A 19210-nucleotide genomic window follows, 5' to 3' on the forward strand; every position below is an offset into this window, starting at 1 on the left:
AGCTGCTGCTTACGGGCTAGCACGACGCAGCTTCGCTTCTTTTATTAGTTTCTTGGCTGTGGCCGCAGTGCAAGCCTGAGAGCACAGCCCTCAGGCTCACGGGCTTCGCCCTATGGAAACAAGGATAAGCTGCTGCTTACGGGCTAGCACGACGCAGCTGCTTATCCTTGTTTCCGCACTGCTCATTGCCTACGTGTACATCATACCACAACGCCTAGAGATTGCAAATCCCTAATTATATTTTCATAGCCTCTTGCAATATAATGGTACTGATAAACTCTGCTTGTTCCTTTTGCGGCAGCGGCGGCTATAACCAGGGCGGCTCCGCCCCGCAATTCATGGGCTGTCAGCTCTGCTCCCTTTAGCTGTTTTACTCCCTGGATAACGGCATGCTGTCCATCCACATGGATATTGGCTCCCATCCGGCATAGATCTTCAACTATCTTAAAGCGTGCCTCAAATATAGTCTCCCGTATGACACTGGTTCCCTCTGCCAGGGCCAGTGCTGCCAAAAGGGGGGACTGCAGATCGGTCGGAAATCCGGGATAGGGTCTGGTACAAACTTCCTGTACGCACTTTGGACGCCCCATGCTCTGAATCCGCAGCCCTTCCTCTTGGACCTCCTGCCTGACTCCCATTTGCCAGAGCACCTTCTGAACACTCTCCAGCTGCTCCAAAGGCGCTTCTTTAAGCAGCACATCCCCTCCGGCTGCCGCTGTCATCAGCATATAGGTTCCTGCTACGATTCGATCCGACATAATGGTAAAATCTGTGTCATGAAGTTCCTTAACCCCGGCGATCACAAGCTTTGAGGTTCCCATACCTTCAATTCCTGCCCCCATGCTGTTCAGAAAACGGCACAGCTCTCCGATCTCCGGCTCCTTTGCCGCATTTTCCAGAATGGTTGTTCCCTCTGCCAGAACTGCCAGCAAAATCACATTTTCTGTTGCCCCCACGCTGGGAAAAGGCAGCCGCAGCATGGTTCCCGCAGGTTTTTCGCAGACTGCTTTCAGACCTGCGGGAGTCTCTGTAAATACAGCTCCAAGCTTTTCAAGGGCAGCAAGGTGAATGTCAATGGGTCTTTCTCCTATCACACATCCTCCCGGATAGGATACGGAAGCCTGTTTCATTCTTCCCAGGAGGCTTCCCAGCAGCATAATAGAGGAACGCATCTGCCTTCCATAGCATTCCGCCACCTGACTGTCACAAAGTCTGGAAGCATCAATAACAAGAGCCGCCCCCTCCCAGCTCACACAACAGCCAAAGTCCTTTAGAATCTCCAACATATAAATCACATCTATGATTTTGGGACAATTTCTCAATACAGTAGTTCCGTGATGCAGGATGACTGCCGACAGAATAGGCAGTGCGGCATTTTTCGAGCCCTGAATACAGACCTGACCACAAAGCGGATTGCCGCCCTCGATCTCCAGATATTCCACAACTCTTTCCCCCTAATTCCCGACTATATACTAAGATATGCGAGAATTGGCATTCCGTTCGCCCCAGGGACATAAGGTGCGGCATTAACAGGGAAATATCTGCTTTTACTTGGTCACATGACGAGACACATTTAAGGCCAGCCCCATTTCCGACAGGAGAAACAAAACCGAAGTACCTCCATAGCTGATAAACGGCAAAGTAATGCCTGTGTTCGGAATGGTATTGGTTACTACGGCAATATTCAAAATCACTTGAATCATCATATGTCCCATAATTCCCACTGCAATCATGCACCCGAACAGATCCGTCACATGAACAGCTATCATCAACAGACGCCAGCCCATAAGGAGAAACAGAAGCATCAAAAGGACCGCCCCCACAAGTCCGAACTCTTCACAGATAATGGAGAAAATCATATCATTTTGAGCCTCCGGCACAAAGCCCAGCTTCTGCATACTCTGCCCATAGCCCACACCGAAAAGGCCGCCGGAGCCAATGGCATACAGTCCCTGAAGTGTCTGATATCCCTTTTCATATGCCTCCGGATTTCTCCAGATGGCCAAACGCTCCAGGCGGTAGGATTCTACGCTTAAAAAGATAGCCAGAAACCCTACTCCCAAGCCGCCCATAGCGACAAACTGCAGATATTTGGGGCTTGCAACAAAAACGAGAATGACAGCAATTCCCATAATAATAATCGCTGTACTTAAGTTATTCGTTCCAACCAATCCTACAATGGGCAAAATCAAGAGCATCACCAAAAACATTTGCTTCAGGGATTTCATTTTCCGCACCCTGCGGCTGATCACTGACGCCAGCAGAAGAATCACCGCTACCTTGGCAAACTCTGAGGGCTGAAACGAAAGGGGGCCCAGGGAAAGCCAGCGCTTGGAGCCGTTGTATTCGTCTCCAAAAAACAGAACCGCCGTGGACAGCAAAATAGATACCAGATAGCCAAGAGGAGCCAAGCGCTCCCATTTGTGATAATCAATCCGGGAAACGGCATACATAGCCGCCAGACCGAGGGAGGTAGCGAAAAACTGCTTTTTCAGATAATAAGCACTGTCCGCAAACTTTACCCGCCCATTGTAAGCACTGGTACTATAAAGCACAACAAGTCCGAAAACCACCAGAATCAGCACACACAGCAACAACCCATAGTCAAAAGGCTCACGCCCCTGCTTTTCTGCTTTCCCGGAGGATTTCGGACCTGCCATAAAATCACCTCAAATGACCCATATATTATTTTTCTCCGCTGTACTCTGCAATACCTAAACGAAATAAACCAGACTTCTTGCCTATTTGCTCAAGCATTGTTATAAAGCTTATAAAGGGTTCATGCACCCGGCTTACAGCTTTCTCACCAAGTCCTTAAAAATCCTTCCTCTCTGTTCGTAATTATCAAACATTCCCCAGCTTGCACAGGCAGGAGACAAAAGCACCGCATCACCCGGTTCCGCTTTTTCGGCACAAAACCGAACCGCCTCCTCCATATTTTCCGCAAAGGCAATCCGATCAAAGCCGTACTGCTTTGCCGTGTCCGCAATCTGGCGGGCCGTAGCTCCCATAAGCACCAGCCATTTTACTCTGCCCTCAAAGGTCTTAACCCACTCGTCAAACTCCACATGCTTATCATAACCGCCTCCGATTACAATGGTGGGCCTTGTCATAGCTTCCACCGCCTTGATCGAAGCATCCGTATTCGTCCCCTTGGAATCGTTGTAGTAGGCAACTCCATTTTTCTCTTCCACAAACTCAATCCGGTGCTCCACTGCCGTAAATCCAATGACAGCACTGCGGATACAGGAGAGCGGCACGCCCATGGCTGCGCCTATGGCAATGGCCGCCATAACATTTTCATAATTGTGAGCCCCCAAAAGCTTCAGCTCCGAGATCTCACACACCTTCGTCTTTTTATCTCCATCCACATAAATAATTGATTTCTCATCCAAATATACGCCTCGATCCAATATATGCTTCCGGCTGAAATAAAGAACCGATGCTTTTACCTTCTCTCCAAACTGCCTTGTGACTTCATCATCATAATTCAGCACACAGGTATCTGATGCATCCTGATTTTCCGCAATCCGCTCCTTCGTCCGAATATAACATTCCATCGTGTGGTGGCGGTTTAAATGATCTGGTGTAATATTAAGAATTGCACTGACCTGAGGATGGAAGCTTTCAATCGTTTCCAACTGGAAGCTGCTGATCTCCGCCGCCGTAACGCTGTTCTTTGACATCTTCAAAGCTTCCTTCGTGTAAGCATTTCCAATATTCCCCACTACAAAGACATCCTCATAATAACTCCGAAGAATCTCTCCCACCAAAGCAGTTGTCGTAGTCTTCCCATTGGTTCCCGTAATGGCAGCCATGGCCCCCTTGGCAAAATGAAAAGCAAGCTCCACTTCCCCCCATATAACCGTACCATTTTCACGCATTTCCTCCACCAGAGGAAGATCTGCCGGCACTCCGGGACTTAAAATCACCACTTCCGTCTCATTTTTTTCTTTCTCCGGAAGCTCCCCAAGCAGAATCCGGATTCTGCTTCCTTTTGGCAGACGGCTGCGCACCTCCGTCTCCGCCAAAGAAGAATTGCTGTCATACAGCACCGGGACAGCCCCTGCTTTCTCCAAGAGCTCCGCCGCTGCCACACCGCTAATTCCGCTTCCAATAATCAAAATCCTTTTATCTGTGATCATCCTTCATTTCTCCTATTCCCATTCCTCAGAATCCAAATGGTACATCTTCATACAAATACTGCTGTATAAAACCTTCCAGTGTCACCAGTGCCGTCCTGCCGCACTACAACGCCATAATACCAATCAGACAGAGTATTGCAGTCACAATCGAAAACACTGCAACCACTCGTGTCTCAGACCATCCCCCCAGCTCAAAATGATGATGAATCGGCGCCATCCGAAAGATGCGCTTCCCCCCTGTCATTTTGAAATACGTTACCTGTATCATAACGGAAAGAATCTCAACCCAGTAAATCAGAGCCACAATCAAAATAAACATAGGCATCTTCAGCATATAGGCCGTGGAAGCCACAAAGCCTCCCAGCGCCAGCGAGCCCGTATCTCCCATAAACACACTTGCCGGATAGACATTAAACAGAAGAAATCCCATAAGACTTCCCACCACCGCACAAGTAATCGGAGAAATTCCGCTGTGAGTTCCAAAAGCCACCACCGTAAAAAAAGTAGCAATCAGCACTGTCACACTGGATGCCAGACCATCCAGACCGTCCGTAAAATTAGCCCCGTTTACTGTGCCGATAATTGCCAGAAACGCCACCGGAACTGCAAGCCGCCCTAAATGCAGGTAATGCTCCGGCCAGAAGGGTATCAGCATCTCCATATCCCCTCCGGTCAGGTTATAATAATAGTAAATAAACACACCTGTCACAAGAATCTGTCCCAGCATCTTCTGCCCGGGAGTCAGCCCCTCGGAACGGTGAAGCACAATCTTAATATAATCATCCAGAAAACCGATAATCCCAAAACCCACTGTCACAAAAAGAACAGGAATTATCTTCGGATAGTCCTTCACATACAGCAGAGATGTAATCACAATCCCCGCCAGAATAATCAGGCCTCCCATAGTGGGCGTTCCGGTTTTCTTCAAATGGCTCTGAGGCCCCTCCTCACGAACCGTCTGTCCAAACTTCAATCTGCGCAGCAGCGGAATCACGATTGGCCCCAAAGCTGCACTGATGGCAAATGAAATTAATACCGGCAATATCATTGAATAGTTCATATAGCTACACCTCTCACGCTTCTTTGGTCTGTCCCTAGTACAGCATTATAAGTCTTTCCCCGAAATTATTCAACCTTTATCTCTACTCAATGGGAATTTCTGTAACTACTTCACTCTTTTCGATTCCCAAATAAGGCAGAATATTGGAAAAAATGTCCTGAATCACCGGAGCCGCTATCGTTCCCCCATAGTAAATACCCTGTGGATTGTGAATAATGGCCATGGCCAATACCTGCGGATCATCTGCCGGAGCAAAACCCACAAAAGAAGATATGTATTTATTTGTGCCTCTCGGCAAGGTCTGGGAAGTGGCCGTCTTTCCGCCGATACGATAGCCTTCAATATATGCTTTATGCCCGCCGCCCTCAGCCACTACCTGCTCCAGCAGATAACGCATGGTATCAGACGTTTCCTTCGACACAATGCCTTCCTTCTGTTCATATGCAAGCTTTTTTAATAGATTTCCTTCTCCGTCCCGGATTTCCACACCAAAGTGCGGTGTCACCCGTGTTCCCCCATTGATAATAGAGCTAATGGTTGTCGCCAACTGAATCGGCGTTATCTGAAAGGACTGTCCAAAGGAAATCGTCGCCAGCTCTACAGGGCCGATATTTTCTTTTTTATGAAAAATAGTTCCCGCCTCTCCGGGCAGATCCACACCTGTTTTCGACAGCAGACCAAACTGTTGAAAATATCCGCAGAAGTCATCCACGCCGATTCTCTGACCTATATCGATAAATACCGGATTACAGGAATTCATAATCCCCTGCACAAAGGTCTCCGTTCCATGTCCTCCTACCTTATGACAGCGGATTCTCCGATCCTCCACCATCCGAAATCCCGGGCAGCTGAAAGTCTCATTTAAGGAAACCACACCTTTCTCTAAAGCGGCAGCAGCAGTAATGGTTTTAAATGTGGATCCGGGCTCATAGGTGTCATTGATGCTCTGATTTCTCCACATTTGATTCAGCAAATCCTGCTTCTGCTGGTCAGTAAGCCCACTGGTATCCACATCTACATTCAAAGTAAAGGGATCATTTAAATCAAACTCAGGTACATTGACACAGGCATAGATTTCCCCATTCCTGGGATTCATAACCAAAATTGACACATATGTGGCCTGTTTCTGTTCCAGCGCTTTCAATGCGGCCTGCTGAGCATAAAGCTGAATATTATAATCCAGACTGATGTACAGATCGCTTCCGGCCACCGGCTCCACACGTTCTTCCCCTGCATCGGCAATCTCCACCCCTCTGGCATCCGTCTGTGTCAAAATGGTTCCGTTGATTCCCTGAAGATATTGATCATAGACAACCTCCAGACCGATAATCCCCTGATTATCACTCCCCGTAAATCCCAGCACCTTGGAGGCCAGACTTCCGTAAGGGTAATACCGTTTAAAATCTTCATCAATTTTTACCCCCTCCAATTGATAGGCGCGGAGCCGATCTCCAACCTCCTTCTCCACATTGGTTTTAATCCGCTCAATGGAACTGTATTTTTCCACTCTTTTGCGCACAGTTTCTTCCGGAAGCTCCAGCTCCCTGCACAGTACCTCAATAACCCTCTCCGGCTCTTTTATTTGACTGTGCACTACGGAAATGGTGCAAACTGTCCGATTGGTAGCCAGAACCGTACCAGAGGCATCAATAATCTTTCCCCTGGCCGCCTTAATACTCCGCTCACGCTCATGGAGATCATCCGCCAGTTCCTGATAGTATACAGATTCAAAGACCATCAGCTTCACCAGACGCCCCGTAAGCACGCAGACCCCCAAAAGGCAGCAGGTAAAAATCAGAATAATTTTCTTTCTATTATATGTCTTACATTTTGGATACATAAAAAGACCTCATAATAGCTTTGTATTAACCTATTATGAGATCTAATTAATTATACCTTAACGGACGAAGTCCGCCTATCCCGCAGGGATATGAATTAATGGGGTACCCGTAGGGTATACCTTAACGGACGAAGTCCGCCTATCCCGCAATCCTTTGGCCGGCTTTAAGCTCTAAAGTCGATATGCTTTGGAGGCTTCTCTTTCTTTTTTCTCTTCAATCTCGGCAGGATCCCAAGCCGTACAATCACAATCAGCGCCGCCACTGTCAGTACTGCCATCAGAATACATACCGCCGCAAAAATCGTATCTGCCGTAAACAGTTCTGAAGCCTCCGATTCTCCGCCTGCTGTCCCTGCTCCGCTTGCTCTCCAGCCTATGGAAACGGGAGACAAACTGGTTGCACGGAACTGTATTCCTTCTGCTGTCTGCGTAATCTCAAGATATTCAATATCCCCGGCCGCATGGTTTCCCTTCTTCTCCGTATACATATGGGCCACTATAAATTCATAGGGTCCGCCTTTATTGGTATTGCCGGGATATGGCAGGGTGACTGTAATGCCTGACTCCGGAAATGCCTCCTGATCAGCCTTCTCCCATTTATTATCTTCCTGCTGAACCAGCAGACGAATATCGTAGACATTTGTATTGGTGATCAAAACGCCAGAATCCTTCTCCGTAATGGCCGTTCGCATCTGCGTTTCGATTCCCTTGGGGCTGTTCAGCTTTGGGAGCTCCATAAGCGTATCCGGCACATGGGAAATGCCAATCTCCATCTCCTGCCGATAATTCATTCCTGTTTCTGCAAGCTCTTCCGCCTCCGGAAGTGCCTTTACATCATTGATATTTCCGGTAATCACCGGCAGCTCCTTAGGCAGGCAATAATTTTCTCCTACAGAGGGTTCCCGTCCTGTCTTCCATGCCAGGGTAATCTCCTGCTCTCCCGGCTCTGTTCCCTCGTAATATCCCTCCAAACGGCTGGCTGGCCACTGGCTCTCCGTCTCCTCCTGATCCTGAGACAGAATTCCTGTTACCCCGAAAGTTCCATAGAGGGAAATGCTCTTATCAAGGCTTTCTCCTGCCTGGCCTGCTGCAGACAGACCGGTCGTATCCCATGTGAGCTCCTTGGGATCAATCTTCCATTCTGCCGTCATGGGATTGGGCCCTACAATGGTATAGTGCTCCTTATCCAGACTGCCGCTCAGAGAAAAATATACCTCAGCCTTGTAGCTCCCGGCCTCTGTACCGCTTGAAGTTGTCCGGCTGGCAATCACACCCTCCGGCAGCTTTCCCTCCAGTGAGACGGTCTTTTCTGTTCCGTCATAGACAAAATCCGTAATTTCCCAGTGCATGTTGGAGACATCAATCTCCTTTGCTACAATGGTAATCCCCTCCAAAAGACACTGCAGAGCCTGCCTTTCCTCATCTCTCTGGCAGGTAAGCTTCACTGTATGAACTCCAATATCAAAGTTCTCCCACTCTATGCGGACAAGAGATGTCACATTTCGGATGGTGCCGTCCTCATAGGTTCCCACTACAATAAGATCTGTGCTGTCAAAGTCATCCCCGTAGCTGTATACCATTTTAAAAGGCTTCTGAAAAACCCTTATAGATGCGAGACCTGTTCTCTCAGCCTCCCCCGGAGAGTACACCATAAACCGCTTGGACAGGGATTTTTCTCCGGCTTTTGAATAAGTAACCGTATACTCTCCCGGCTCCATCACCGGCCAGTCAATCTCCTTCGTATCCCAGCCCGTAAAATCAGGAATCACTGTAAACTCCACGCCGAAAAGTTCCTTGTGCCCCCGCCTTTTCCGGCTCAGCTCAATCTGCTCCAGAATGCTTTCTGTAATATCTTCCCCTTCCTCATTGTCATAGACCAGATTATCCGGCACAGAGATCATATCCGCCGTAATTCCGGGAACCGTAAACTTTCCTCGTCCGCTAACCCTTCCCTCCTTGCCCTGTTTCATGCATTCCTCCGACGCCAGCCGCAGGCTTCCTTCATTTATCAGTTCGCCGTTCACAGTCAGGGCTGCTCCCTCACGAATCTCAAGAACAGTCTCTGCATCTGCTGTCAGTGTGCTTCCTGCCGGAATCACTCGATCCTGCTCCAGCACATAATTCTTATTTCCGTAAAACTGTCCTTTGCCTCCCGAAAAAAGAACGCCGGAAAAGCCGCTGATTTCGGCTCCTGTCTGATCCGTTTCCACCCAGGAAACGCCCTCATCCGTTCCGGACAGCACATCCCCTGCAGTACCCAGGCTTCCGTTTACTTTCACAGTGCCGCCGATAACCTGTATCTTCCCGGCTTCCTCCTTATTCTCTCTAAGGGGGCCGCTTCCCATGCCGATTCCCGTAGCAGAAGCTGAGGCCGTAACAGAACCTCCCGTAATCTCTATATTTCCTCCGGAGCCCTTCACGGCTCCTCCGATTCCGCTTCCTCCTCCGCTGCCGCCTGTTGCGGTAATGATTCCTCCATGGATGGTTATATTTCCGCAGTTCTCCGGATTCGTCCCCTCCAGTGCGCCCGTTCTGCCCGAACCGCCGATTCCTGCTCCCGTTCCGGAACCAGTCACTGACAGAGAGCCTATACTGTCCTCAAATACCAGAAATGCGCCCTCCGGCACAAAGATTCCTGCATGATCTCCCTCTGTACTCTGAAGAATATTGGTACCGTCAAGATGCAGCCTCACCATGGCATGATCAAGACTGCTTCCCAGGGAAATCGGACTTTCCTTCGAGGCTGCATTTACATTCTTCAAAGTGATATCCACCAGATCACTTTGTATGGTAATGGAGTGAGAAACAGACTTTGAACTGGAGCTGGTGATCACATAGCTTCCGTCATGAGAAACCAGATTGCCCTCTCCCTGGGTGTAGCCTGCATTGGTAATCACTATATCCCCCTTCGCCAGATCAAGCTCTGCTGAATCTGTATCGGCATAGGAGGGGACGATCCGCAAAGCCGCCAGTAAGACTGCCATAAGCAGAGCATTCATTATCCTTCTTCTGTTCCTTATGTTTCCTTTCATGCTGTTCTCCACATCCCGTCTATATATAATTCCGCAATATCCCTGCGATTCCTTCCGGCACTGCAGAGATATTGCGTTTCAAAACTCTGTATCAGTTTACCATAAAACCTGTAAAAGTCAATGTGGGGGATTACAGGCTCATATTTCCGCTTCCTGCCATCCGGTAAGCTGCAAGCTTTTTTTGCAGCTCCTTATGCTCTTCCTTAGACAATACAGGATCCTGCTTCATCAGCTTCGCCGCCTCTTCACTGGCCGCCTTAAGAATTCCGGCATCCGTAAACACATCCCCGATTTTAAACTCCAGAAGTCCGCTCTGGCGGATGCCAAAGAGATCCCCCGGCCCCCGAAGCTTCAGATCCTCGCTTGCAATATAAAAACCGTCATTGGACTTATTCAGAATCTCCAGACGTTTTTTCGTATCCGGGTTGTCATTTCCACTGACAAAGATGCAGTAAGACTGATGCTTCCCTCTGCCCACTCGGCCCCGAAGCTGATGAAGTTGCGCCAATCCGAAGCGCTCCGCATTCTCCACCATCATAACCGTAGCATTGGGCACATTAACTCCTACCTCCACTACCGTAGTTGACACCAACACCTGAATCTCCCCTGCCGCAAAGCGTTCCATAATGGAATTTTTTTCGGAAGCCTTCATTTTTCCATGAAGATATTCAATGGCAATGGACGCATCCATAGCGCCTTTCAGCTTCTCGGTATAATCTACCACATTTTCCAGTTCAAGCTCCGGATTGTCCTCCACCATAGCGCAGATTACATAGACCTGCCGTCCGGCTGCAATCTCCTTTTCCATAAACCGGTAAGCCGTTGCCCGGCAACTCTCATCCACCACACAATTCTTGATGGGAAGCCTGCCTCCCGGCAGCTCATCCAACACGGAAATGTCCAAGTCTCCATAGAGAATAATAGCCAGGGTCCTTGGAATCGGTGTGGCGCTCATAACAAGCACATGAGGAACGCCGCCCTTCGCTGCCAGTGTCTCTCTCTGACGCACACCAAACCGGTGCTGTTCATCCGTCACCACCAGACCCAGCCGCTTAAAATGCACCTGACTCTGTATCAGAGCATGAGTACCTACCGCAATTCCTGCCTGTCCGCTCTCAATCTGCTCGTATGCCAGCCGTTTTTCCTTTGCAGACATGGACCCTGTCAAAACTACTGTATGAATGGGAAGTCCTGCTGCCTCAAGCATCTCCTGAATGGACTGTCCGTGCTGTCTTGCCAGAACCTCCGTTGGTGCCATCAAAGCCCCCTGATATCCGTTGCCCACAGCACAGACCAGAGCCAGAAGAGCAACTACCGTCTTTCCGGAACCCACGTCCCCCTGAATCAGGCGGCTCATAGCCCGCTCTCCTGCCAGATCTGCCTTAAGCTCCTCCCAAACCTTTTTCTGCGCCCCCGTAAGCTCATAAGGCAGAGACTTCAAAAGCGCCTCCGTCTCCCTGACCGTTGTCATGGGACACTCATTCTTCTGAACCTCCGCCGCCTCCTTCATCTGGCGCAGAGACAGAATGAACAGAAAAAATTCGTCAAACACCAGCCGCCTTCTTGCCAGGAGCAGATCCTCCCATTTCACCGGAAAATGGATGGTACGAAGAGCAAAATTGTACTCCGCCAGCTCCTGATCCATACGAATCTCCTCCGGCAGATATTCCGGATTCAGATCTCTCTCATCCAAAGCCTGCCTCACGGCTTTGGAAACGGTTTTATTGGAAAGTCCGGCAGTCAGTCCATAAATGGGCTGCATGGTATCCAGCTTTTCTCTATAAGCCTCTGGTGTGAAATATTCCGGCTGCTCCATAACGAGCCGTCCCTTTTTCTTTTGGACGCGTCCCCGGAAAATATAAGTACTTCCCGGAGAAATGATATTTTTCAAGAACGGCATGTTGAACCAGGTAAGATGAAGATACTCCCCGAATTCCTCCAAAACCACCGTTGTCACCGCATAGCGTCTCGTCTTCGACACTGCCGGCACCTTCCTGACAAAACCTGTGACAGCCTGTATCTGCTCCTTTTTCAGATTCGCAAAGGTTACCGGTTCTTCATATATATCATAATTTCTGGGATAATATGACAACAGCTCTCCCACCGTGTCAACACCGACACGATGAAAGAGCGCAGCTGTTTTTTCTCCAATTCCCTTAATACTTGTAATTGGTGAATCCATATCTGTATTTCCTTACTCTACTGATACAACATAATAGTAAATGGGCTGGCCTCCGAAATGCACCTCAATATCGCAGTCCGGATAGGCTTCCCCAAGCTTCTCGCCCATAGCCTGCGCCTCATCCTCGCTGACTCCCTCTCCATAGTAAATACTGATAAGCTCGGAATCCTCATCTACCAGCTCCTTAAACATATCAAGGGTTACGCCTGCAATCTCACTGCCTACGGACAAAATGGAATGATCGCCGATTCCCATAATGTCGCCCTCTTTGATCTCCTTGTCATCCAGATGGGTATCCCGGACTGCATAAGTCACCTGCCCGGTCTTTACATTTTGAATCTCCTCTGCCATCCTCTCTTCATTCTCCTTCGGAGACATATCGGGGATATAGTTGATCATGGCCGTGATTCCCTGGGGAACCGTCTTGGTGGGAACTACAATAATGTCCTTATCCTTACACAAGGCCTGTGCCTGATTTGCCGCCAGAATAATGTTCTTATTATTCGGCAGGATAAAAATATGATCTGCATGAACCTGCTCAATGGCATTCAGCATATCCTCGGTGCTGGGATTCATGGTCTGGCCGCCTTCAATCAGGTAATCCACTCCAAGTCCCTTAAAAATCTCTCCGATTCCTTCTCCAATGGACACGGAAATGAAGCCCATCTCTTTTCTGGGCTGTGCAGCCTTCTTCGCAGCTTCCTCCTCTGCCTGCCGGGCAGCAATTCGGGAAGCATCCTTGATTAACTTTTCTTCATGTTCTTCACGCATATTATCAATCTTCAGCCGGGACAGCGAGCCGTAGGTCAAAGCCTTTTCGATGGCCTGCCCGGGATGATTGGTATGTACGTGGATCTTAACAATGTCATCGTCTGCCACGCACACAATGGAATCACCAATCGATTCCAGGAACTGCTTGAATTCATGCTCTGTCTCAGGGGAAAATTCTTTATCCAGCATAATAATAAATTCGGTACAGTATCCGAACTTAATATCTGCTTCCGTCTGGGCGCTGATCTTCACCGGCGCTGCCTTGGGCGCTTCGAAGGTGTAGTCAATCTCCTTGCCGAGAAATGCATCATAAGCGCCTTTTAAAACCTCTACCAGACCTTGTCCGCCGGAATCCACCACGCCGGCTTCCTTTAATACCGGAAGAAGGTCAGGTGTCTTCTGAAGCACTGCCTCTGCTTCTTCGATAATTCCCAAGAAGAATACGTCCAGTTCGTCCTCTGTCAATGCCAGCTCGGATGCCTTGTCTGCCGCACCTCTGGCCACAGTGAGGATCGTTCCCTCCTTAGGCTTCATAACTGCTTTGTAAGCGGTCTCCACTGCTTTTTGAAATGCATTGGCAAACTTCACGGTATCCAGTGTCTCATATCCCCGGATTCCTTTGGTAAATCCTCGAAGGAGCTGAGAAAGGATAACGCCGGAGTTGCCTCTTGCCCCTCTTAAGGAGCCGGAAGATATTGCCTTTGCCACGGCTTCCATGGTGCGCACTGGCAGGTTATTTACCTCGGAAGCGGCTGACATAATGGTCAGGGTCATATTGGTTCCTGTGTCTCCGTCCGGAACGGGAAATACATTCAGCTCATTGATCCATTCCTTTTTTGCCTCCAGGTTCTTGGCACCGGCCAAAAACATCTTTGTCAGTGTTTCTACATCTATGGTTTTCATAACTCTGCTAAACTCCTCCTGCTATTAGTCTATTACCCTTACACCTTCTACAAAGATGTTGATTTTCTCTATGGACATACCAGTGAATTCTTCTACCTTATACTTTACGTTGCTGATCAGATTATCGGATACTGCGGAGATGCTCACTCCGTAGGACACGATAACGTGGAAGGACAATGTGATTCGGTTGTCATTTATCTGTACGTTGACGCCTCTGGTCAGATTGTCTCCCCGAAGCAGCTTTACAATGCCCTCTCGAACATTTACCATAGCCATGCCTACAATGCCGAAGCATTCTACTGCTACCGAGCCGGCGTACTTGGCTATCACTTCCGGGTCGATAATTACTGCACCTAGTTGTGTATTCATAAGTCCCTTCATTATGATTACCTCCATTTATGTTTTTTAACATGCCCGGCCTTTCGTGCCGGTATGTGAAAAGCGAATTACTTGTAAAATACACTATATGGACAGTATACCCTCTTTCCGTTAAAATTCAAAGTAGTTTTTCAAATTTTAACCAGTTTCTCAAAAAGTTGCAATATTTTCAAATTAATACTTGCAAAATATAGTACTTTCTGCTAGAATAACATTTGTTGCGAGCCCATATATAGGGTTCACTAAAGATCAAGGAGGTGCTAAGATGGCTAAATGTGCAATTTGTGAAAAAGGCGCTCACTTCGGAAATGCTGTAAGTCATTCACATAGACGATCCAATAAGATGTGGAAATCCAATGTTAAGTCCGTTCGAGTTAAGGTTGATGGGGGATCCAAGAAGATGTACGTTTGTACTTCTTGTCTGAGATCCGGCAAAGTGGAAAGAGCGTAGAATTTGAGAGTGAATGTTTAAAAGAAGCTGTTGCGGTTGCGACAGCTTCTTTTTTTCTATGAAATACCCTTTTTTGCGCAGCAGAAAGCTGGGTTCAGGGATTCCCAGGCGCCATTACCGACTTTGATTCATGGCGGCACGGCAAGCTTGTTTTTTTAACTTAAACCAACCGCCGCAGAACCGCCATTCCTTCCAGCAGATCCGAAATCTTCCTATAATAAATCAGTTCCTTTGGCTCTTGTTCCTCAGTATCTGCCGGGAAATAAATCGTCCGAAGCTTGTCCTTTCGTGCCTCAAGGACTCCCTGAACCGAAGATGTGAATACTAAAACCTCACGTTTTCCCGCTTTTTCTGTCTCCAAAGCTTTTCGGAACCTCTCTGGCTCCTTACCTGATACAAGCTTAAGCTTCAAGCCCAATTCCTGAACCAGCTCCTGAAATTCCTGTATCCGGCAGCTTTGCAGATCATCTTTTCTAATCTTATTTTCTGTCCCTTCCTCTTTTATTATTTCTCCTTTTATTGGTTTTTCCTGAAATACACTTTCTTCCATCAAAACCACTTTCAGTCTTTTTCTAGGCAGATTTTTTAGGTTTTTGATGGATTTCTGTTCTTTTTGGTACTGTCCATAGAGATCCGGACGCCGCTCTTTGGTCCGCAGAATAGACTGCTCTCTTCGCCAATCCTCAATCCGGTCATGATCTCCGCTAAGAAGAACCCGGGGAACCGGCTTTCCATTCCAAACCTCCGGACGGCTGTACTGGGGATATTCCAGCAGGCTGTCATGAAAGCTCTCAAACTCCGCCGACACCTCATTACTTAAAACTCCCGGAACCAGACGGGAAATGGCATCAATCATCACCATGGCAGGAAGCTCTCCGCCGGTGAGCACATAGTCTCCAATGGATATATAATCCGTGACCACTTCCTCCAGCACACGTTCATCTATGCCCTCATAATGTCCGCAGAGGAAAATCAAATCTTCTTCCTTTGAAAGCTCCTTTGCCATAGCCTGATGAAACACACGGCCCTGAGGGGTTACATAGATCACTCTTGCCCTCTTCCCCACTATCCGACTTTGCACCGCTTCACAGGCCCGAAAGACCGGTTCAGCCTGCATGACCATTCCTGCGCCGCCCCCATAGGGATAATCATCCACCTTTCTGTGCTTATCCTCCGTGTAGTCACGAATGTCCACGGCCTCCAGATGAATCGTGCCTTTTTCTATGGCCCGTCCTAAAATACTGGTGTTCAGCCCATTTATAATCATTTCGGGAAACAGAGTTAATACATGATAGTTCATCACTCCAACAATCCTTCCAGTATGTGTACCGTCATTCGTGCCTCTTCTACATTTACCTCTAAAATACAGGAAGGAATGGCTGGAAGAAGTACTTCTTTCCTTTCGTCTGTCCTGACTACATAAACATCATTTGCTCCCGTCTGCAATACATCTGTTAAGCTTCCCAGACGCTCGCCCTCGTCCGTGTAGACCTCCATGTCTATGAGATCTGTGATAAAATTCTCATTTTCCTCCAAAGGAACTGCCTGATCCCGTGTCACCAGCAGATCCTTTCCCTTATATTGCTCTACTTCATTGATATCATGAAATTCCCGAAACTTCAAAATGACCTGGTTTTTGAAAAATTTCACACCGGCCACATTGAGGGATTTATATTCATTTCCGGTATCCAGAAGCACCTGCTTTAATTCTCGAAAACGCTCCGGATTGTCTGTGGTGGGAAATACCTTAACCTCACCCTTTAAGCCGTGAGTGGATGCGATAACGCCTACCCTTAAATATGACTCCATTTTCATCTCCTCTGATTGAAAAACAGCGGGTGTCTCCACCCGCCTGTCTGTTTTGTGTAAATTCTACTGTAGAATCTCCACTACAACCTTTTTTTCTTCCTTTGATGCTGCTGCTTTTACCACACAGCGGATCGCCTTTGCGATACGGCCCTGCTTGCCGATCACCTTTCCCATGTCGGACGGTGCCACCCGAAGCTCAACGAGAATGGTTTTCTCATTCTCCGTCTCTGTCACAGCAACTTCTTCCGGATGCTCTACCAGTGATTTTGCAATCACCTCTACTAATTCTTTCATATCTTTCCTCCGAATGCGTCGCCGCTGCCCATTCTATGAGCAATAACAACGCTGTTGCCTTTTTTAAAGCTTTGTGGCTTATTTCTCAACACCAGCGGCTTTCAGGATCTTGCCTACTACCTCTGTGGGCTGTGCACCATTGTTCAGCCATTTCTTTGCTGCCTCAACGTCTACGTTGAATGTGCTGGGGTCTGTACTCGGATCGTAGGTGCCAATCTCCTCGATGAATCTGCCGTCTCTCGGGGATCTGGAATCTGCTACGATAATTCTATAGAAAGGAGCTTTCTTCTGACCCATTCTTCTCAATCTAATCTTTACTGCCATCTCTTTCACCTCCAAAATTTGATTTCTTCTTTTGCTTTTATGTTAAAAGGGCATTCGAAAACGTCCCCTTTTACCAAAACCTTTGCCGCCCATCATACCGGGCATCTGCTTCATCATCTTACGCATCTCACTAAACTGCTTTACCAGGCGGTTGACCTCTGCGATGTCTACGCCTGCTCCCTTGGCTATTCGATGCTTTCTGGACGGATTGAGCACCTCCGGGTTGGAGCGTTCCTTTGGGGTCATGGACAGGATAATTGCCTCTATCTGTGCCATTTTCTTTTCGTCAATGGCATCTTCCAGGCCCTTTAGCTGACTTCCCACTCCCGGCATCATGGAAAGGATACTAGTTAAGCCCCCCATCTTTCGCATCTGGTTCATACTTTCCAGATAATCGTCAAAGCCAAACTGGTTCTTCTTTAGCTTCTGGGTCATGGTCTTGGCCTTTTCCTCATCCACCGTCTCCTGGGCTTTCTCAATCAGTGTCAGCACGTCACCCATGCCTAAGATTCTGGAAGCCATGCGGTCGGGATAGAACTGCTCCAGATCGCTGAGCTTCTCCCCCATGCCTACATAAAGGATGGGCTTTCCGGTTACTGCCTTGATGGACAATGCGGCACCGCCTCTGGTATCGCCGTCCAGCTTGGTAAGAATCACTCCGTCAATCCCGATCTTCTCGTCAAAGGTACTTGCCACATTGACTGCATCCTGGCCTGTCATGGCATCTACGGTAAGAAGTGCCTGATCAATCTCAAGATTGGATGCAATCTCCTGAAGCTCCGCCATCATATCCTCATCTACATGAAGACGGCCGGCCGTATCCAGAATCAGAACATTGAAGCCGTTCTTCTTCGCATGCTCATATGCACCCTTGGCTATATTCACCGGCTTTTGATTATCGCCCATGGTGAATACTTCTACGCCCTGCTTTTCTCCGTTTACCTGAAGCTGCTTAATGGCTGCGGGACGGTATACGTCGCAGGCCACAAGCAAAGGCTTTCTTCCCTTGCTTTTCAGCTTTCCGGCAATCTTGGCCGCCGTGGTGGTTTTACCGGCACCCTGAAGTCCCATCATCATGAGAACGGTCACTTCGCTGCCGCCCTTAAGCTTGAGCTCTGTGGTATCACTTCCCATAAGGTGAATCATCTCCTCATGGACAATCTTGATCACCATCTGGCCCGGAGTCAGACTGTTCATCACGTCGGTGCCTACCGCACGTGCTTCCACAGACTTGATGAACTGCTTCACTACCTTAAAGCTTACGTCGGCTTCCAGAAGAGCCATCTTTACTTCCTTTAAGGCTGCCTTTACATCCGCTTCCGTGAGACGTCCCTTGCCTCGCAGGTTCTTGAATACATTCTGCAATTTATCGGATAAACTCTCAAATGCCATCTATAAATTCTCCAATATGTCCTGTAGCTGCCGAATCAGCTGTTCCTTGTCCGGCGCCTGTGTATCTCTCAGGGAATGCTCCATCTGTTCTATCCGGCTCTTGATGGTCAGGAACCGCTCTACCAGGTGCAGCTTTGCCTCGTACTCCTGCAGGATTCGATTGCACCGCTTGATGAGATCATGTACACCCTGCCTGCTGATGCCTCGCTCCTGGGCCACTTCGCTTAAGGTGTAATCGTTGAGAACCACGTCCTCGTATATCTGCTTTTGGTGCTCTGTCAGAAGCTCTCCGTAGAAATCATACAGCAGTGTCTGCTCTAAAAGCTTTTCCATGGTTTCCTCTTTCTGACGCAAAGTCCGCTCTTTTGCATACTTGCTGCGTCATCTGGGTGGATTTGGAAGTTGACTTTCAAACTTATCACCTGCCTGGATTATCATACACAAAAAAGGCGAGGGTGTCAAGTGTTTTTTCTTTACGAACTGTTGTTTGTATTGTTTCATCTTGCGTTATCTACAGTATTTCTGCGGCTTTTTTGCTTAGCGTATATTTCGTCTTATTCCCTGTTCTTCTGTATTTGTCACAAAAATTGTCACAAAAATTTGTTGTCAAGTACAAAAGTTTCTTACCT

At 48.1% G+C, this 19210-nt stretch carries 15 protein-coding genes and 1 pseudogene; 1 reads left to right on the forward strand and 15 read right to left on the reverse strand.

What is annotated here, in order from left to right; genetic code table 11:
• Window positions 1–200: 200 nt before the first annotated feature.
• From murA to VSQ61_RS15410, 9 genes are all read right to left on the reverse strand, one after another.
• A complete protein-coding gene (murA, locus tag VSQ61_RS15370; protein WP_334345274.1) occupies window positions 201–1442 on the reverse strand; it encodes a UDP-N-acetylglucosamine 1-carboxyvinyltransferase in 1242 nt (413 codons plus the stop codon).
• A gap of 105 nt (window positions 1443–1547) precedes the next feature.
• Window positions 1548–2660, reverse strand: coding sequence for an FtsW/RodA/SpoVE family cell cycle protein (locus VSQ61_RS15375; protein ID WP_334345275.1), 1113 nt, complete (start codon window positions 2658–2660; stop codon window positions 1548–1550).
• Window positions 2661–2792: 132 nt separating this feature from the next.
• The gene (gene murD, locus VSQ61_RS15380) at window positions 2793–4145 is read right to left on the reverse strand and encodes a UDP-N-acetylmuramoyl-L-alanine--D-glutamate ligase (protein ID WP_334345276.1); all 1353 of its coding nucleotides are present in this window, start codon (window positions 4143–4145) and stop codon (window positions 2793–2795) included.
• Between the two features lie 103 nt (window positions 4146–4248).
• A complete protein-coding gene (gene mraY, locus VSQ61_RS15385) occupies window positions 4249–5205 on the reverse strand; it encodes a phospho-N-acetylmuramoyl-pentapeptide-transferase (protein ID WP_334345277.1) in 957 nt (318 codons plus the stop codon).
• A gap of 82 nt (window positions 5206–5287) precedes the next feature.
• On the reverse strand, window positions 5288–7045 hold the full coding sequence (locus VSQ61_RS15390; RefSeq protein ID WP_334345278.1) for a peptidoglycan D,D-transpeptidase FtsI family protein: 1758 nt from the start codon (window positions 7043–7045) through the stop codon (window positions 5288–5290).
• 164 nt (window positions 7046–7209) lie between these two features.
• The gene (locus VSQ61_RS15395) at window positions 7210–10077 is read right to left on the reverse strand and encodes a hypothetical protein (protein ID WP_334345279.1); all 2868 of its coding nucleotides are present in this window, start codon (window positions 10075–10077) and stop codon (window positions 7210–7212) included.
• Window positions 10078–10207: 130 nt separating this feature from the next.
• Complete coding sequence (gene recG / locus VSQ61_RS15400) at window positions 10208–12259, reverse strand: ATP-dependent DNA helicase RecG (protein WP_334345280.1); 2052 nt, start codon at window positions 12257–12259, stop codon at window positions 10208–10210.
• Window positions 12260–12271: 12 nt separating this feature from the next.
• On the reverse strand, window positions 12272–13933 hold the full coding sequence (locus VSQ61_RS15405; protein WP_334345281.1) for a DAK2 domain-containing protein: 1662 nt from the start codon (window positions 13931–13933) through the stop codon (window positions 12272–12274).
• Window positions 13934–13957: 24 nt separating this feature from the next.
• Window positions 13958–14314, reverse strand: a complete 357-nt coding sequence (locus VSQ61_RS15410; RefSeq protein ID WP_334345282.1) for an Asp23/Gls24 family envelope stress response protein — start codon at window positions 14312–14314, stop codon at window positions 13958–13960.
• A gap of 262 nt (window positions 14315–14576) precedes the next feature.
• On the opposite strand from VSQ61_RS15410, the gene rpmB reads away from it, so the two are divergent.
• Window positions 14577–14762, forward strand: coding sequence for a 50S ribosomal protein L28 (gene rpmB / locus VSQ61_RS15415; protein WP_160567313.1), 186 nt, complete (start codon window positions 14577–14579; stop codon window positions 14760–14762).
• Between the two features lie 618 nt (window positions 14763–15380).
• Here rpmB and trmD read toward each other — a convergent pair.
• The 6 genes and pseudogenes from trmD to ylxM form a co-directional block, all read right to left on the reverse strand.
• Window positions 15381–16062: pseudogene (trmD, locus tag VSQ61_RS22970) on the reverse strand (tRNA (guanosine(37)-N1)-methyltransferase TrmD); the annotation flags it as partial.
• Window positions 16062–16571 carry a ribosome maturation factor RimM gene (gene rimM / locus VSQ61_RS15425; RefSeq protein ID WP_334345284.1) on the reverse strand — a complete coding sequence of 170 codons (510 nt, stop codon included), beginning with the start codon at window positions 16569–16571 and terminating at the stop codon, window positions 16062–16064. The gene rimM and the pseudogene trmD, both read right to left, overlap by 1 nt.
• A gap of 63 nt (window positions 16572–16634) precedes the next feature.
• The gene (locus tag VSQ61_RS15430) at window positions 16635–16865 is read right to left on the reverse strand and encodes a KH domain-containing protein (protein ID WP_160563594.1); all 231 of its coding nucleotides are present in this window, start codon (window positions 16863–16865) and stop codon (window positions 16635–16637) included.
• A 78-nt stretch (window positions 16866–16943) separates the two neighbouring features.
• Window positions 16944–17189 carry a 30S ribosomal protein S16 gene (gene rpsP, locus VSQ61_RS15435; RefSeq protein WP_160563593.1) on the reverse strand — a complete coding sequence of 82 codons (246 nt, stop codon included), beginning with the start codon at window positions 17187–17189 and terminating at the stop codon, window positions 16944–16946.
• A gap of 42 nt (window positions 17190–17231) precedes the next feature.
• A complete protein-coding gene (gene ffh / locus VSQ61_RS15440) occupies window positions 17232–18581 on the reverse strand; it encodes a signal recognition particle protein (protein WP_334345285.1) in 1350 nt (449 codons plus the stop codon).
• Entirely contained in the window at window positions 18582–18914 is a 333-nt protein-coding gene (gene ylxM / locus VSQ61_RS15445; RefSeq protein ID WP_334345286.1) for a YlxM family DNA-binding protein, read from the reverse strand.
• Window positions 18915–19210: the final 296 nt, after the last annotated feature.

The sequence above is a fragment of the Candidatus Merdisoma sp. JLR.KK006 genome (assembly GCF_036941035.1).
In the GTDB taxonomy this organism is placed as follows: domain Bacteria; phylum Bacillota; class Clostridia; order Lachnospirales; family Lachnospiraceae; genus Laedolimicola.

Excerpts from the sequence above, each read along its gene's own strand:
- rpmB (WP_160567313.1), top strand. The coding sequence starts at position 14,577 with ATGGCTAAATGTGCAATTTGTGAAAAAGGCGCTCACTTCGGAAATGCT.
- recG (WP_334345280.1), bottom strand. The coding sequence starts at position 12,259 with ATGGATTCACCAATTACAAGTATTAAGGGAATTGGAGAAAAAACAGCT.
- VSQ61_RS15375 (WP_334345275.1), bottom strand. The coding sequence starts at position 2,660 with ATGGCAGGTCCGAAATCCTCCGGGAAAGCAGAAAAGCAGGGGCGTGAG.
- ylxM (WP_334345286.1), bottom strand. The coding sequence starts at position 18,914 with ATGGAAAAGCTTTTAGAGCAGACACTGCTGTATGATTTCTACGGAGAG.
- rpsP (WP_160563593.1), bottom strand. The coding sequence starts at position 17,189 with ATGGCAGTAAAGATTAGATTGAGAAGAATGGGTCAGAAGAAAGCTCCT.
- VSQ61_RS15390 (WP_334345278.1), bottom strand. The coding sequence starts at position 7,045 with ATGTATCCAAAATGTAAGACATATAATAGAAAGAAAATTATTCTGATT.
- murD (WP_334345276.1), bottom strand. The coding sequence starts at position 4,145 with ATGATCACAGATAAAAGGATTTTGATTATTGGAAGCGGAATTAGCGGT.
- VSQ61_RS15395 (WP_334345279.1), bottom strand. The coding sequence starts at position 10,077 with ATGAAAGGAAACATAAGGAACAGAAGAAGGATAATGAATGCTCTGCTT.
- VSQ61_RS15430 (WP_160563594.1), bottom strand. The coding sequence starts at position 16,865 with ATGAAAGAATTAGTAGAGGTGATTGCAAAATCACTGGTAGAGCATCCG.
- mraY (WP_334345277.1), bottom strand. The coding sequence starts at position 5,205 with ATGAACTATTCAATGATATTGCCGGTATTAATTTCATTTGCCATCAGT.
- VSQ61_RS15405 (WP_334345281.1), bottom strand. The coding sequence starts at position 13,933 with ATGAAAACCATAGATGTAGAAACACTGACAAAGATGTTTTTGGCCGGT.
- VSQ61_RS15410 (WP_334345282.1), bottom strand. The coding sequence starts at position 14,314 with ATGAAGGGACTTATGAATACACAACTAGGTGCAGTAATTATCGACCCG.
- rimM (WP_334345284.1), bottom strand. The coding sequence starts at position 16,571 with ATGGAGTCATATTTAAGGGTAGGCGTTATCGCATCCACTCACGGCTTA.
- ffh (WP_334345285.1), bottom strand. The coding sequence starts at position 18,581 with ATGGCATTTGAGAGTTTATCCGATAAATTGCAGAATGTATTCAAGAAC.